Consider the following 15,568-nt stretch of genomic DNA (forward strand, 5'->3'; position numbering starts at 1 on the left):
CTGGGCAGCCGGGCTTATGGCCGGGCTGTCCTTTTCCGTCGGGGCATCGGCGCAGAGTTTGACGCCCGGCATTGGACTTGGTGGCTTTTCTCCGGAACAGAACCTCGGCATTCCAAGCAGTTTGTTGTTGACCATCCACTCTGATCGGTTGTTCTCCGAAAGTGCGTATGGCCAGCGCATCGCGCGTGAGATGGAAGGTCAAAGCGCGGTGCTGATGGCCGAAAACCGCCGGATTGAAGCCGAACTGCGCGCCGAAGAACTGGACCTGACAGAACGCCGGTCCACCACCGACCCTGATGCCTTTCGTGCGTTGGCGAAAGCCTTTGATGAGAAGGTGCAGGAGACCCGTCGGACCCAGGAGGCCAAGTTTCTGGAGATCACGACGTCGCGCGAAGAGGCACGACGTGAATTCCGCGAAACCTCTATCCCCATTCTGGAACAGATCATGACGGAAACCGGCGCAGCGGCCATTCTGGAGCAATCCAGTGTGCTGCTCAGCGCGGAGGCCATCGACGTGACAGACCTGGCGATCGCGCGTGTCGACGCTATCCTTGGCGAAGGGGACGACGCGGAGGCCACCGGGGCCAACCCGCCCTAAGCTTGCCCCGTTCGGGCAGGCTTGCTAGGACAAATATCTGAAAAAACCAATGGAAGCTGACCCATGAGTGCTGACGCAAATCCCGACCTCAAGAGCGCCGACATCGGCCTGATCCAACAGATCCTGCCGCATCGCTATCCGTTCCTGCTGGTGGACAAGGTTGTCGATATCGACGGGTATCAGTCAGCGCGCGGCATCAAGAACGTCACGATGAACGAACCGCATTTCCAGGGCCACTTCCCGGGAACGCCGATTATGCCAGGTGTCACCATCGTCGAGGCGATGGCACAGACCTCCGGTGTGATGCTGGGCGTGGGGATGGATCTGATCGGCAGCGATATGCTGATCTATTTCATGAACATCGACAAATGCAAATTCCGCCGCAAGGTTGTACCCGGTGATGTGCTGGAAATGCACGTGGAAACCCTGCGCGGCAAGCCCGGCGGCAAGATCTTCAAATTCTCGGGTCGGGCGACCGTCGAGGGTGAGCTGGCTGCCGAAGCCGAGTTCACCGCCATGGTTGACCGCGACGGAAAGGACGGCTGATGACCACTATCCACCCCAGCGCCATTATCGAGGATGGTGCCACTGTCGGCGAAGGCTGTGAAATCGGCCCCTTCTGCATCGTCGGCGCTGAGGTGGTACTGGGCGACCGCGTGGTTCTGAAGTCCCATGTGGTGATCACCGGCGACACCGAAATCGGCGAGGACACCGTGGTGTTCTCCTTCTCGGTGTTGGGTGAGATCCCGCAGGATTTGAAGTTCAAGGGCGAGAAATGCCGCACCGTGATCGGCAAGCGGAACCGCTTCCGCGAGCATGTGACCGTGAACGCCGGCACCGATGGCGGCGGCGGCGTGACCCGGATCGGGGATGACGGGCTGTTCATGGCAGGCTGTCACATCGCCCATGACGCGCAGGTCGGCGACCGGGTGATCGTGGTGAACTCCGCTGCGGTGGCGGGCCATTGCGTGCTTGAAGACGACGTGATCATCGGCGGTCTGTCCGGTATCCATCAATTTGTGCGGATCGGACGCGGCGCCATCATCGGCGCGGTCACCATGGTGACCAATGATGTCATTCCCTACGGGCTTGTTCAGGCCTCGCGCGGCGAGCTGGACGGTCTGAACCTTGTGGGGCTGAAACGCCGGGGCGTCAACCGGGCGGATATCACCGCGCTGCGCGCCGCGTTCCAGATGCTGGCGCAGGGCGAGGGCACCTTCTCCGAGCGCGCCCGCCGCCTGGGCGAAGAGAACGACAGCGAATATGTGCAGGAAATCGTCGCCTTCATCACCGGTGAGAGCGACCGTCATTTCCTGACCCCCGGCGGCTGAGAGAGGCACCAACCATGATTGCACTGATTGCCGGTCGCGGGGCATTGCCCGCGGAACTGATTGCACGTCTGCCGGAGCGCCCTCTGGTCTGCGCCATGGCGGGATCGGAACCTGACACGGTGGAGGCAGAGATCACCTTTCGCCTCGAACAGTTGGGCAGTTTTCTGGAACAGTTGAAGGCGGAAAACGTCACGGAGATCTGCCTTGCGGGCGCGGTGACGCGGCCCCAGATCGACCCATCGGCGATAGATGCGGCAACCCTGCCGCTGGTGCCGGTGCTGCAGGCGGCGATAGCTGCCGGTGACGATGGCGCGCTGCGGGCGGTGATCGCCATCCTCGAAGAGAGCGGCTTTGCCGTGAAGGGCGCGCATGAGATCGCGCCGGACCTGCTGATGGACGAAGGCGTCCCCACTCAGGTCAAGCCCGGCGAAATCGACAAGGCCGACGCCGAGCGTGCCTCGGTGATTGCCTTTGGTCTCAGCGCCGCTGATATCGGACAGGCCTGCGCGGTGCGTGCCGGCCAGGCCATCGCCATCGAGACGCTGTTTGGCACCGACTGGATGCTGGCCAGCCTCGCGACGCGACCGGACGGGCAGGGTGGTTTGTTCTACAAGGCCCCGAAGGCCGGGCAAGACCGCCGCGCTGATTTGCCGACCATCGGCCCGGCGACGGTGGAGGGGGCTGCCATGGCGGGCCTCAACGGTATCGTTCTGGAGGCGGAAGGCGTCATCGTTCTCGACCGCGAGGAAGTGATTGCTGCCTGTGACCGCCGGGGCATGTTCCTCTGGCTGCGGCAGGTCTGATCGTATGAGCCTGAGGGTGTTCATCCTCGCCGGGGAACCCTCTGGCGACAGGTTGGGCGCGGCGCTCATGCGCGGGCTTAAGGAGCTGGCGCCGGGGGTGACATTTGAAGGCGTCGGCGGCAGCCAGATGCAGGCCGAGGGGCTCCGCTCGCAGTTCCCGATGGAAGAACTCTCCGTCATGGGCATCGCCGAGGTGCTGCCGAAGTATTTCGACCTCAAACGTCGCATTCAGGAGACCGCCGATGCGGTGGTCGCACTGCGGCCGGATGTGATGATCTCCATCGACAGCCCGGATTTTTCCCTGCGCGTTGCAAAGCTGGTGAAAGACGCAAGCGACATCCGCACCGTGCATTACGTTGCGCCTTCCGTCTGGGCCTGGCGTCCGGGGCGCGCGGCGAAGATGGCGAAGGTCATCGACCATGTGCTGGCCCTGCTGCCGTTCGAGCCGCCCTATATGGAAGCCGCCGGGATGGAGTGCGATTTTGTCGGCCATCCGGTGGTGGCGGAGCCAAAGGCGACTGAAGCGGAGATCGCGGATTTTCGCGCCGCGCATGATCTCGGCGATGCGCCGGTGCTGCTGGCCCTGCCGGGGTCGCGCCGCTCCGAGGTGGGGCGGTTGGCGGATGTATTTGGCACTGCCTTGCAGCAGTTTCACGCCTCCCACCCGGACCATAGAATTGTGGTGCCTGCGGCGGCCCATGTGGCGCCCTTGGTGCGTGAAAAACTTGCCGATTGGCCTGCGGGCTGCCTCGTGCTGGACCCTGCAGCATATACCACAGCGGAGTTTGCCGCCCACAAACGCGCCGCCTTTGCCACTGCAGGGTTGGCGCTAGCGGCCTCGGGCACGGTTTCGCTGGAACTGGCGGCGGCCCGCACGCCGATGGTTATCGCCTATCGGTTCAACTGGCTGACCTGGCAGATCATGAAGCGCATGGCGCTGATCGACACGGTGACGCTGGTCAATCTGGTCAGTGAGACGCGCGTGGTGCCGGAATGCCTCGGCCCCGATTGCACAGCCGATAAGATCGCCACCCAGCTGGACGCCGTGTTTGCGGCGCCTGAGGCGCAGTTCGATGCCATGCGCCTCACGATGCAGAGGGTCGGTGAAGGCGGCGATGCGCCCGGTGTGCGGGCCGCCCGTGCTGTGCTGGACCGGCTGCCGGGCTAAGCCGCGTCACGCGCCACTATCAGGTGAACTCCCGCGCGTTCGATCCGCCCGCGACGTGGATCGCGGGCGTGAACAGGGGCTTCAGGCGCCGCGCCAAATCCAGCCACCACCAAAGATGCGGCTGCCGTTGGGATCATAGAACACGCAGGCCTGACCGGGCGAAATGCCTTCCTCGGCGGCGAAGAGTTCCACCTCCGCCTCGGTGTCCGAGATCGGACGCAGGATCGCATCGCGCGGTGGGCGGGTCGACCTGACCTTGACGCTCAGATGCCATTCGTCGCGACTTGTGAAGGGCTCATCGCCCAGCCAGTTGATCTCGCGCACTGGCACGCGGCGCGTGGCCAGCATCTCCTTGGGGCCAACGATGACCTGCTTTTGGTCCACATCCAGCTTCACCACATAAAGCGGTTCACTCAAGCCGCCGATGCCCAGACCGCGGCGCTGGCCGATAGTGTAGTGGATGACGCCATTGTGCTCGCCCAATACACGACCATCCGCATGCACGATCTGTCCCGGCTCCGCCGCGCCGGGGCGCAGTTTCTCGATCACCGAGGCATAGTCGCCATTGGGCACAAAGCAGATGTCCTGGCTGTCCGGCTTATCGGCCACCGAAAGACCGTATTGCGCCGCCATCTCGCGGGTGGCGTCCTTGGAGGGCAGGTGTCCCAGCGGAAAGCGCAGGAAATCCAGCTGCTCCGGCGTGGTGGAGAAAAGGAAATAGCTCTGATCCCGGTTGGCATCCGCGGCGGAATGCAGCTCCGGCCCGTTGGCGCCCGTCTTGCGCTGGATATAGTGACCGGTGGCCATGCAGTCGGCCTCCAGATCCTTGGCGGTTTCCAACAGATCCTTGAACTTCACGCGCTCATTGCAGCGGATGCAGGGCACCGGCGTGGCGCCGGCCAGATAGCTGTCGGCGAACTCGTCGATCACTGCATCCTTAAAAATGTTCTCATAATCGAGCACGTAATGCGGAAAGCCACGTTCCTCCGCCACGCGGCGAGCGTCGTGAATATCGATTCCTGCGCAGCAGGCGCCTTTCTTGGCCAGCGCTGCCCCGTGATCATAAAGCTGTAGCGTCACACCGACCACATCATAGCCCTGTTCGGACAGGTAGGCCGCCACCACGGAGCTGTCGACACCGCCTGACATGGCGACAACGACGCGGGTGTCCGCGGGCGATTTTGCAAAACCTAGCGAGTTCACTGGGGTCTCGTTGTCCAGTGCCATGATGTGCTCCTTAAGGGGTTCGGGTGCGGATCGGGAAAGCATCGAAGAATATATGAAAATGCTACGTATTCTCAAGGGGCGCATTTCACTCATCGTTAAGAGCTGCCCGCCATTTTGCACATATAAGCAGAATACGCATCCTAGTAAGGGCATAGCGATGTTTTTGAAGAAAGTTGATGGCCCCCGTGCGGTCACATTGCCGGACGGCACGGTCATGACACGGGCGGACTTGCCGCCTCAAACCACAAAACGCTGGGTGGCATCGCGCAAGGCTGCGGTCGTGCGCGGGGTTTTGTACGGATTGATTCCCCAGACCGAAGCACTACGTCTTTACAATCTAAGCGAGGATGAATTCCGAAGCTGGGTTGCTGCGGTTGCAGACCACGGGGAAGAGGCCCTGAAAACCACCCGACTGAAGGAGTATCGTGACCCCTGAGTCGCAAACCGTCGTGTTAACTTTAAGGTTTTGCGGAAATTAACCATCATGGTAACGGGACATTAACCTTTTCCCAGCAAGGTTAACGCAACCTGAGGACAACAGAGTACAGGCGGAGACCCAATATGCGCATTCTTCTGGTCGAGGATGATCCCACGACAGCGAAAAGCATCGAGCTGATGCTGACTCATGCAAACCTAAATGTTTACACGACTGACCTCGGCGAAGAGGGCATCGATCTGGCAAAGCTATACGACTATGACCTGATCCTGCTGGATCTGGGCCTGCCAGACATGAACGGTCATGAGGTTCTGCGTCAGCTGCGCTTGTCGCGCATTGAGACCCCGATCCTGATCCTCTCCGGCGCGGACGACACGGAAAACAAGATCAAGGGCTTTGGCTTTGGCGCGGATGATTATCTGACCAAACCGTTCCATCGCGAGGAATTGGTTGCGCGGATCCACGCGATTATCCGCCGCTCGAAAGGGCATTCTCAGTCCATTATCAAGACCGGAAAGATCTCCGTTAACCTTGATGCCAAGACCGTGGACGTGGAAGGCAAATCTGTCCATCTCACTGGTAAGGAATACCAGATGTTGGAGCTTTTGTCGCTGCGCAAGGGCACGACCCTCACCAAGGAGATGTTCCTGAACCATCTCTATGGCGGTATGGATGAGCCTGAACTGAAGATCATCGACGTGTTCATCTGCAAACTGCGCAAGAAGCTCAGCACGGCGACAGACGGCGAGAATTATATCGAAACCGTCTGGGGACGCGGCTATGTGCTGCGCGATCCGCAAGAGGATCTGTCCACCGGTGGTCCGAGGATCGCGATCGGCGCCTGAGTACGACAAGGCACTTAACGCACAACAGTTTCTAAAACTCCGCCGGGCTGAGCATCCCGGCGGAGTTTTTTCGTGTGACTTCGGGCACTGGACCTCTCGGGGAACGGCGACTATCACCAAGGCAAGACAAATATCCGAGGGGCGTTGCCAGTATGACAGATCAGGATCCCCGGTCGATGGATGCGGCCGACGCGCGTGTGGAATTCGAGGCGCTGCAAACGCAGATCGAGGCTGCGGATGTCGCGTATCACCAAAAGGACGCACCGACGTTGTCGGATGCCGAGTACGATCAACTGAAACGCCGCTATCTGGCATTGGCCGACGCGTTTCCGGAGTTAGCGGCCGAGGGCACGCGCGTTGATGCGGTTGGCGCGCCCGCAGCCTCCGGTTTTGGTAAGATCACCCACTCCGTGCGGATGATGTCTTTGGGGAATGCCTTTGAAGATCAGGATGTTGAGGATTTTGCCGCTGGTCTGCGCCGCTATCTCGGGCTGAGCGCGGAGGCCCCTCTGGCATTTACGGCGGAGCCCAAGATTGATGGCCTGTCCCTCTCCCTGCGCTACGAGCAGGGGCAGCTGGTGCAGGCAGCCACGCGCGGCGACGGTGCGGTGGGTGAAAACGTGACCGAGAACGCGCGCACCATCGCCGATATTCCGCATCAGATCTCCGGCGCGCCAGAGGTGCTGGAGGTGCGCGGCGAGGTCTATATGAGCCACGCGGATTTTGAGGCTTTGAACGCCCGGCACACGGAAACCGGCGGCAAGATCTTTGCCAATCCGCGCAACGCTGCTGCCGGGTCATTGCGCCAGCTGGATGCAGAGATCACCCGCGCGCGGCCCTTGCGGTTCTTTGCCTATAGCTGGGGTGAACTGTCGGAACCTCTTGCGACAACGCAAAGTGAGGCCATCGCACGGTTCGAGGCGCTTGGGTTCCAGACAAACCCGCTGACCCGCCGCTGCGACAGCATTGCTGAGCTTCTGCTGCACTATCACGCCATCGAGGAACAGCGCGCCGATCTTGGCTATGACATCGATGGTGTTGTCTACAAGGTCGATGATCTGGCCCTGCAGGAGCGGCTCGGCTTTCGTTCCACCACACCCCGCTGGGCCATCGCGCACAAGTTTCCGGCAGAGCTCGCCTGGACCCGGCTGGAGGGGATCGACATTCAGGTTGGGCGTACTGGTGCCCTTAGCCCCGTGGCGCGGTTGCAGCCGGTCACGGTGGGCGGGGTCGTGGTCTCCAATGCGACGCTACACAATGAAGACTACATCATTGGTCTGGACTCCAAGGGCGCGCAGATCCGCGAGGGCAAGGACATCCGTATCGGCGATTGGGTGCAGATCTATCGTGCCGGTGATGTGATTCCGAAAGTGGCCGATGTGGATTTGACTCGCAGGCCAGAGGGAACGGAGCCGTATGTGTTCCCGACCACATGCCCGCGCTGCGGCAGTCCTGCGGTGCGCGAGGAAGGTGATGCGGTCCGTAGATGCAGTGGCGGTGTGATCTGCCCGGCACAAGCCGTGGAAAAACTCAAGCACTTCGTCTCTCGTGCAGCCTTCGACATCGAGGGGCTGGGCGCCAAGCAGGTGGAGCAATTTCATACAGATGAGTGGGTGAAAGAACCCGCAGACATCTTTGAGTTGCAAGAGAATTATGGCAATGGCCTGCAGCAACTGAAGAACCGGGAAGGCTGGGGCGAGAAATCTGCCACCGCTCTGTTTGCGGCGATCAATGACAAACGCCGGATTGAATTTGCGCGGCTGATCTTTGGCCTTGGTATTCGCCACGTCGGTGAGGTTGCCGCCAAGGATGTCGCGCTGCATTTCCGCACCTGGCAGGCGCTGGTCGAGGCCGCTGATTTGGCGCGCCCAGCGGCCCTGGCCCATCGTGCAGCGGATGAGGCGGAGCTCGTGGAGCGGCAGGAGGCCCAGGCGGCAGAGCGCCGCGCCAAGATCACTGATGCCCGCAATGCGGCCATCGCGGCCTGCGCGGTTGCGCCGGATTCGCAAGCCGCCTGGGATGATCTGATCAGCGTAGACGGGCTTGGCCCCACGGTCGCGCTGTCGTTGTCTGATGCCTTTGCCAACCCGGAGGAGCGCGCGGCCTTTGATCGTCTGGTGGCGCATCTCGATATCATCGAACCCGATGCCCCGGCGGAAGACAGCCCGGTGGCGGGCAAGACCGTGGTATTCACCGGTTCTCTGGAAAAGATGACCCGGGCCGAGGCCAAGGCACGGGCCGAAGCGTTGGGGGCGAAGGTCTCCGGTTCGGTATCCAAGAAAACCGATATCCTCGTGGCGGGACCGGGGGCGGGTTCCAAGGCGGCCAAAGCCAAGGACCTCGGCATCCAGACGCTGGACGAGGACGAATGGCTGGAACTGATCGGGTAGGCGTGAGCAGAACATGAGCGGTCGTCCGGAACAGCTGTTCCCCCTATTCGCGGAATTGGAGACATTGCAAGGTGTCGGTCCCAAAACGGCTGAACATTTTGCACAGCTGCGGGTCTCCGCACCACGCGACCTGCTGTACACTTTGCCCTATAGCGTGGTGGATCGACGGCGGCGTGACAGCATCCGGGGGCTGGAGCTGCCGACCACGGCCACGGTCGAGGTAACGGTTGGTCGTCACCGCCCCGCGCGCAACAAGGGGGGTGCCTATCGGATCGACGTGACGGATCAGGACACCGAGTTTCAGCTGGTGTTTTTCCATGGCCGAAGCCGGTATCTGACGGCGCAACTGCCGGAAGGGTCGCGCCGCGTGGTCTCTGGCAAGCTGGAACTGTTCGACGGCATGGCGCAGATGGTCCACCCGGACCACATGCTGCCCGTGGAGGAGGCGGGGGAGATTCCGGATTTTGAACCGGTCTATCCGCTGACCCATGGCATCACCCAGAAGACCATGTTCAAGGCGGTTCAGAGCGCCATGTCGCGCATGCCGGAGCTGCCGGAATGGATGGATGGCGGCTACAAGGCGAAACAGGGCTGGGAGGACTGGCACGTAGCGGTCGCTGCGGCGCATACGCCGGGTGGCGCGGAGGACCTTGAACCGGTTGCCCCCGCCCGGGCGCGCCTGGCCTATGACGAGCTGTTTGCGCATCAATTGACGCTGGCGATCGCCCGCTCCGTGGAGCGGGAGCAGCCGGGGCGGAGCTCCGTCCCCACCGGGAAACTGCAAAGCAAGGTGCTCTCGGCGCTGCCCTACCGGCCCACAGGCGCACAGGGGCGCGCCATCGAGGAAATCACGGCAGATATGGCCTCCGCCCGGCGCATGAACCGGTTGCTGCAGGGCGATGTGGGAGCGGGCAAGACACTGGTGGCCTTCATGGCGCTTCTGGTTGCGGTCGAGGCAGGCGGGCAAGGCGTGATGATGGCGCCGACGGAAATCCTTGCGCGTCAACATCTTGAGGGGTTGCAGCCGCTTGCCAATGCCGCCGGTGTGGTGCTGGAAATCCTCACGGGACGGGACAAGGGCAAGGACCGCCGCGCCAAGGTCGAGGCCTTGCAACGCGGCGACATTCAGATCCTGGTGGGAACCCATGCGGTGTTCCAGCAGGATGTCGGTTTTGCCGATCTGAGGCTGGTGGTCGTTGACGAACAACACCGCTTTGGCGTGCGGCAACGGATGGAGCTGGCGGAGAAGGGCAAGCGCGCCGATGTGCTGGTGATGACCGCAACGCCGATCCCGCGCTCGCTGGCGTTGACCCAATACGGCGATATGGAAGTTTCCATCCTCGACGAGAAACCGCCGGGGCGCAAACCGATCAAGACCGCGATCCTGAGCACCGAACGCATGTCCGAGGTGGTCGATCACTTACGCCGCGCCATTGCCGAGGGGCGGCAGTGTTACTGGGTCTGCCCCTTGGTCGAGGAATCCGAGGTGATGGATCTGACCGCAGCGGATGAGCGGTTCAAACACCTGCGCGCGGTGCTGGGCGAGGATGTGGTGGGGCTGGTGCATGGGCAGATGCCTCCGGCGGAAAAGGATGCCGCCATGGCGGCCTTTCAGGAGGGCCGCACGCGGGTTCTGGTCGCAACCACTGTGATTGAGGTCGGTGTCAACGTGCCCAATGCCTCCATCATGGTGATCGAGCGGGCCGAGATCTTTGGCTTGGCGCAATTGCACCAGCTGCGCGGCCGTGTGGGCCGTGGCACAGCCGAGTCCACATGTCTTTTGATGTATCAGCCGCCGCTCACCGAGGGCGGACGCAAACGGTTGGAGGTCCTGCGCGAGAGCGAGGACGGATTTGTCATCGCCGAAACCGATTTGCAGATGCGCGGGGCGGGGGATGTCATCGGCACTGCTCAATCTGGTTTGCCGAGGTTCCGCATTGCGGATCTGGAGCGGCAGGCGGATCTGATGGCGGTCGCCCAGAGCGATGCCCGTGCCCTGATGACCTCGGACCCGGATCTGACCAGCGACCGGGGACGTGCGGCGCGGACCCTGCTGTGGCTGTTGCGGCAGGATGAAGCTATCCGCCTGATTTCCGTGGGTTAATTCCTGCCATCAGCGACTTGTTCTCTTGTGTGTTCCACTTTGTTCGCAAATGTTCTCAAAAAGTTCTTTACACGACTCGCGTGAAATGGGAACAAAGGAGCAACAAAGGCGTCGTGAACGCAGACAGAGGTCGAGGAGGTTTCCAGATGGTCACACAGTTCAAATCCGCATTGCGCAATTCCCAGTCTACCCTGTTGCAGGATGCTCTGGGGGCCGCGTCGCTGGTTGTGATGTTGGTTGTCGGGCTTCACCTGCCTGGTCTGATCTGAACCACGCCTTTCTTGTTTTTGTAGCTATTTCTCTGTTTTTGCCTGTGCTTTCATGCCGGGCGCACCAGCCTCAAGTCTTGCAAGGACCGACTGCCTGTTCGGTCCGCACCAGAGTGTGAACTCCGGTGTTTGGTGTGTCCCGGGTCCCGCATGAAGGCGCTATGACTTGCCGCCGCCATCTGCCCGGATGTGCGGCGGTTTTTTTGTCTCGGACAGATGATCAGGATGGCGCAATTGCAGTTTCAGCTTCGGAGGGAGCAAAAACCGCAGGCTGAAATCAGGCGCAGTTGGCCTTCTGCGCCGTTTGCATCGCCTCAAGCGTGGCCTCGAGTGCCAGCATGATCGAGGCATGGCGGTTCTTGAACTCTCGCGCCGGGATCAGCACCTCCAGCCCTTCAAAGGGTGCCTCGGGGGCAGGGCCGGTCTCGGTGAGCATGGCTTTCAGCTGATCGCGGGCGGTTTCGACCTCATCCCGGCTGCGGCCGATGATGGCCTGACCAACCACGGACGCAGCAGCCTGTCCCAGCGCGCAGGCTTTGACGTCCTGGGCAAAGCGCGCAATCTTGCCATCGTCGAGCGCCACATCCACCGTCACGGTTGAGCCACACAGCGGAGAGCGGCGTTTGACCGTGGCATCGGGATCATCCAGCCGCCCCTGATGCGGGATCTCTGCCGCCAGGGCGAGGATCTTGGTCGAATAAAGCTTGATCAGGTCGGTTTCGCCGGACATGTGCAGTTCCTGGGTTTCCCTAAGGCCGTGTTCCCCATACATAGGGTCGCGCCCCTGAGATGCAAAAGGTTTTTGACATGCAAGATCCGCTGAAATTTTCGCCCGAAACACTGACATTTAATGAGGCCGGCCTGCTGCCGTGCATCGCACAGGATGTCGAGAGCGGCGAGATTCTGATGATGGCCTGGATGAATGCGGAGAGCGTGGCAAAAACGCTTGAGACCGGCCGTGTCACCTATTGGTCGCGGTCGCGCCAATCATTCTGGATCAAGGGCGAGAGCTCCGGCCATGTGCAGGAACTGGTGGAGCTGCGGGTGGACTGTGATCGTGATGCATTGCTGGCGCTTGTCCGCCAGACCGGACCGGCGTGCCACACCAACCGCCGCAGCTGTTTCTACACCGCCGTACGGGATGGGGATGAGGTTGAGATCATGACGCCAATGGCCTGAGAAGGCTAGGGTTTTGGTGTCAGCCCAAGACGGGCGTGAATGTCCTGCGGGCTGGCGCCATCCTCGCGATACTTGGCAATAGCGCGGGCATCGTCGCGTTTTGCCAGGCGTTTGCCCGCGTCGTCGCGGATCAGGCGATGATGGTGATAGCGCGGCACAGGCAGGTTCAGCAGCGCCTGCAGAACCACATGGATCTGGGTGCTTTCAAACAGATCGGCGCCGCGCACAACATCTGTGATTGCTTGGTCCGCATCATCCACCACCACTGACAAGTGATAGGAACTGCCCATGTTGCGGCGCACCAGAATGATGTCGCCGACGGCAGTGACCAGATGCTCTGGGTCAAGTGAGATTTGCCCTCCAAGCTCTTCTGATGTTTCGGTAAATTTAAGTTTTGGCAGGTGCTTCAACGCGGCCTTCATATTGAGCCGGATCACGCCGTCCGGACTGGCGTCGGACATGCTGCGATCACGGCAGCGGCCCGGATAGATCCGCCCGTCGGGACCAAATTGCGGCACGCCTTCCTGTGGCGCACCGGCGGCGGCCTCGATATCGGCGCGGTTGCAGCGGCAAGGATAGGTGACACCAAGCGCGGAGAGCTGGGTTAGCGCCGCGCGATACCGCGGCAAACGATCAGACTGCCGCATCACGGGGTGCGACCAGCTGAGACCGAGCCAGGACAGATCTTCATAGATCTGTTGTTCCCACGCGATGCGCGCGCGGGACTGGTCGATATCCTCGATCCGAAGCAGGAAACGCCCGTCGTGCCGCGCCGCCAAGTCAGCCGCCAAGAGGGCGGAATAAGCATGCCCCAGATGGAGTGGCCCGGTTGGGGATGGGGCGAAGCGGGTTGTGAATGTCACGATTTCTCAATCACATAGACGTAGGCGTTCAAGTTTGGCCCCGGCAGGCACGGGCCGTATTCCTTGAATAGCAACTGCGCCGCGCGTCAATCAAGCCATTCGTTCATTGCGCCGATGCCGCTCGGGTCCGCAAGCGCGTGGTCGCGCAGCGAACTCGGTGCAATGCCGGGACCATGAGGTCGTCTATCAAAAGGTGTTGAGCCAGTCCTGCCACGCGGCTTTGGCGCGGTCGGTATAGGCCTTGTAGCGATCCTTGCGGCCGCGACGCCCGCCTTTCAATCCGTCCACGGGGCGAAACAGGCCGAAGTTCACATTCATCGGCTGAAAGGTCTTGGCCTCGGCGCCACCTGTGATGTGGTGGATCAGCGCGCCCATGGCGCTGTCCTGCGGCACCTGCGGCACTTCTTGGCCGAGGATTTCCGCCGCAGCGAGACGCCCGGCGAGCAGCCCCATAGCGGCGCTTTCCACATAGCCCTCGACCCCGGTCACCTGACCGGCAAAGCGGATATTTGGTTTGGACTTCAGGCGCATCTCGTGATCGAGCAACGTCGGGGAGTTCAGGAATGTATTACGGTGGATGCCACCAAGACGCGCAAAACTGGCGTTCTCCAAGCCGGGAATCATCCGGAAAACATCCGCTTGCGCGCCGTATTTCATCTTGGTCTGGAAGCCGACGATATTGAACAGAGTCCCCAGTGCATTGTCGCGACGCAGCTGTACAACCGCATGTGCCTTGATCTCCGGCTGATGCGGATTGGTCAGGCCCACGGGCTTCATCGGGCCATGGCGCAGGGTCTCTCGACCGCGTTCAGCCATCACCTCGATCGGCAGGCAGCCGTCAAAATACCCGGCGGTCTCGCCTTCATGGAACTCGGTCTTGTCGGCGGCCAGCAGCGCGTCGATGAAGGCCTCGTATTGGTCCTTGTCCATCGGGCAGTTGAGGTAGGCGGTGCGCTCTTCCTCGGTCTCGCCCTTGTCATAGCGCGATTGCATCCAGGCCTTCGACATGTCGATGCTCTCTGCGTAGATGATCGGCGCAATGGCATCAAAGAAAGCCAGGCGCTCGGCACCGGTCTCTTGCTGGATGGCCTCTCCGAGCGCGGGTGAGGTCAGCGGGCCGGTGGCAAAGATCCAGTGGCCTTCCGCGGGCAGCTCGGTGATTTCGTCGTAAGAGACGCGCACATTGGGCAGGGCTTTGAGCTTTGCGGTCACGGTTTCGGCAAAGGGATCGCGGTCCACGGCCAGCGCGCCACCAGCGGGCAGGCGGTGTTCCTCTGCCGTGGCCATGATCAGACCATTGGCCGCGCGCATTTCCCAATGCAACAGCCCGACGGCGTTCTGTTCGTCATCATCCGAGCGGAAGGAGTTGGAACAGACCATCTCGCCCAGGTTGCCTGTCTGATGGGCAAAGGTTTCGACCTTGGGACGCATCTCGTGGATCACCACGTTGATGCCCATGTGCGCCGCCTGCCAGGCAGCCTCGGATCCGGCCATTCCGCCGCCGACGATGTGAAGCTCTTGTGTCATGGGATGGCAAATAGGGCAGCTTACCTGCGGGCGCAATATCAGCTGTTGGTGTTCGACGCGCGCAAGCAGAAATAATTAGGGCCGCAGCTTCGTGGACGTCATATCCGGGTGAGAGATCCGGTAGGAGGGACGGTCCGAAGCAGCGGCCCAAATTGCGGCAAGCGCGTTGGCTTGCCCAACTCTTGCCACTTTCTTGCCTTCATTAGAAGCCTCAACACGGAAACAATAAATCGCAGTTCGTAAACAAAGGCTGAATTTTCCGAAAATTTTAGGAAAAAGCGTTCTTTGCGGCGCCCTGACGGCCAGCCCGACGCTCTGAGTGCCGTGGCGTTCTAAGCAAATCCGCTTGTGAGGAGGCCCGCTGCGTGCACAGTGACGAGAAGACAGAGGGGAGACGCGCGGATGCAGCTGGTTTTTGAGACACCGCAACTGATGACTTATCTGGAGGAGGTGTTTCCGCAGATCAACGGCGAGTTCAGCGTTGATGCACTGCGCCCGGGTGAGATCACCATGCGGCTGAATGTGCAGGAGCGGCATCTGCGTCCCGGGGGCACGGTGTCGGGCCCGTCGATGTTCGCGCTGGCGGATGTCGCGGTTTATGCGCTGGTGCTGGCGCATTTGGGCGGCGAGGCGCTGGCCGTGACGACCAATGCCTCGTTCGATTTTATGCGCAAGCCGGAGGGCGGTCGCGATCTGCTGGGCCAGGCGCGGCTTTTGAAGCTGGGGCGTACTCTGGCGGTGGGGGATGTGCTGCTGTTTTCCGAAGGCAAGGCCGAACCTGTGGCGCGTTCCACCATGACCTATTCGATACCGCCAAAACGATAAAGC

Annotated in this window: 16 protein-coding genes; 12 read left to right on the forward strand and 4 right to left on the reverse strand. The window is 61.4% G+C overall.

Going from position 1 to position 15,568, the window contains the following annotated elements:
• The first annotated feature begins 16 nt into the window (after positions 1-16).
• The 5 genes from R1T40_RS04915 (at position 17) to lpxB (ending at position 3,900) form a co-directional block, all read left to right on the forward strand.
• Positions 17-598: an OmpH family outer membrane protein gene (locus tag R1T40_RS04915; RefSeq protein ID WP_317386946.1), complete on the forward strand. Its 582-nt coding sequence runs from the start codon at positions 17-19 to the stop codon at positions 596-598.
• Positions 599-661: 63 nt separating this feature from the next.
• A complete protein-coding gene (gene fabZ / locus R1T40_RS04920; RefSeq protein ID WP_317386086.1) occupies positions 662-1,144 on the forward strand; it encodes a 3-hydroxyacyl-ACP dehydratase FabZ in 483 nt (160 codons plus the stop codon).
• Entirely contained in the window at positions 1,144-1,929 is a 786-nt protein-coding gene (gene lpxA / locus R1T40_RS04925) for an acyl-ACP--UDP-N-acetylglucosamine O-acyltransferase (RefSeq protein ID WP_106164028.1), read from the forward strand. The genes fabZ and lpxA overlap by 1 nt, the downstream gene beginning before the upstream one ends.
• 14 nt (positions 1,930-1,943) lie before the next feature.
• A complete protein-coding gene (locus R1T40_RS04930; RefSeq protein ID WP_317386087.1) occupies positions 1,944-2,732 on the forward strand; it encodes an LpxI family protein in 789 nt (262 codons plus the stop codon).
• 4 nt (positions 2,733-2,736) lie between these two features.
• Positions 2,737-3,900, forward strand: a complete 1,164-nt coding sequence (gene lpxB / locus R1T40_RS04935) for a lipid-A-disaccharide synthase (protein ID WP_317386088.1) — start codon at positions 2,737-2,739, stop codon at positions 3,898-3,900.
• An 81-nt stretch (positions 3,901-3,981) separates the two neighbouring features.
• On the opposite strand, the gene mnmA is transcribed toward lpxB, so the two are convergent.
• Entirely contained in the window at positions 3,982-5,127 is a 1,146-nt protein-coding gene (mnmA, locus tag R1T40_RS04940) for a tRNA 2-thiouridine(34) synthase MnmA (protein ID WP_317386089.1), read from the reverse strand.
• Positions 5,128-5,284: 157 nt separating this feature from the next.
• Here mnmA and sciP point away from each other — a divergent pair, with 157 nt between their 5' ends.
• The 5 genes from sciP to R1T40_RS04965 all read left to right on the forward strand — a co-directional run bounded on the left by sciP (position 5,285) and on the right by R1T40_RS04965 (position 11,171).
• Positions 5,285-5,563, forward strand: coding sequence for a CtrA inhibitor SciP (gene sciP, locus R1T40_RS04945; RefSeq protein WP_106164127.1), 279 nt, complete (start codon positions 5,285-5,287; stop codon positions 5,561-5,563).
• A gap of 125 nt (positions 5,564-5,688) precedes the next feature.
• Entirely contained in the window at positions 5,689-6,408 is a 720-nt protein-coding gene (ctrA, locus tag R1T40_RS04950; protein WP_106164032.1) for a response regulator transcription factor CtrA, read from the forward strand.
• A gap of 176 nt (positions 6,409-6,584) precedes the next feature.
• Positions 6,585-8,798 carry an NAD-dependent DNA ligase LigA gene (ligA, locus tag R1T40_RS04955; RefSeq protein ID WP_317386947.1) on the forward strand — a complete coding sequence of 738 codons (2,214 nt, stop codon included), beginning with the start codon at positions 6,585-6,587 and terminating at the stop codon, positions 8,796-8,798.
• 13 nt (positions 8,799-8,811) lie between these two features.
• Positions 8,812-10,902, forward strand: a complete 2,091-nt coding sequence (gene recG, locus R1T40_RS04960; protein ID WP_317386090.1) for an ATP-dependent DNA helicase RecG — start codon at positions 8,812-8,814, stop codon at positions 10,900-10,902.
• 146 nt (positions 10,903-11,048) lie between these two features.
• On the forward strand, positions 11,049-11,171 hold the full coding sequence (locus R1T40_RS04965; protein WP_279327911.1) for a hypothetical protein: 123 nt from the start codon (positions 11,049-11,051) through the stop codon (positions 11,169-11,171).
• Positions 11,172-11,448: 277 nt separating this feature from the next.
• On the opposite strand, the gene R1T40_RS04970 is transcribed toward R1T40_RS04965, so the two are convergent.
• Complete coding sequence (locus tag R1T40_RS04970; RefSeq protein WP_106164035.1) at positions 11,449-11,901, reverse strand: iron-sulfur cluster assembly scaffold protein; 453 nt, start codon at positions 11,899-11,901, stop codon at positions 11,449-11,451.
• 59 nt (positions 11,902-11,960) lie between these two features.
• Here R1T40_RS04970 and hisI point away from each other — a divergent pair, with 59 nt between their 5' ends.
• Positions 11,961-12,350 carry a phosphoribosyl-AMP cyclohydrolase gene (gene hisI / locus R1T40_RS04975; protein WP_317386091.1) on the forward strand — a complete coding sequence of 130 codons (390 nt, stop codon included), beginning with the start codon at positions 11,961-11,963 and terminating at the stop codon, positions 12,348-12,350.
• A gap of 5 nt (positions 12,351-12,355) precedes the next feature.
• Here the strand turns inward: hisI and gluQRS are convergent, their stop codons facing one another.
• Positions 12,356-13,213, reverse strand: a complete 858-nt coding sequence (gluQRS, locus tag R1T40_RS04980; protein WP_317386092.1) for a tRNA glutamyl-Q(34) synthetase GluQRS — start codon at positions 13,211-13,213, stop codon at positions 12,356-12,358.
• A gap of 186 nt (positions 13,214-13,399) precedes the next feature.
• Positions 13,400-14,740, reverse strand: a complete 1,341-nt coding sequence (gene trmFO / locus R1T40_RS04990; RefSeq protein ID WP_317386093.1) for a methylenetetrahydrofolate--tRNA-(uracil(54)-C(5))-methyltransferase (FADH(2)-oxidizing) TrmFO — start codon at positions 14,738-14,740, stop codon at positions 13,400-13,402.
• A 402-nt stretch (positions 14,741-15,142) separates the two neighbouring features.
• Here trmFO and R1T40_RS04995 point away from each other — a divergent pair, with 402 nt between their 5' ends.
• Entirely contained in the window at positions 15,143-15,565 is a 423-nt protein-coding gene (locus R1T40_RS04995; protein WP_106164039.1) for a PaaI family thioesterase, read from the forward strand.
• Positions 15,566-15,568 lie beyond the last annotated feature (3 nt).

Source organism: Tritonibacter scottomollicae (genome assembly GCF_032924845.1).
In the GTDB taxonomy this organism is placed as follows: Bacteria; Pseudomonadota; Alphaproteobacteria; order Rhodobacterales; family Rhodobacteraceae; genus Epibacterium; species Epibacterium scottomollicae.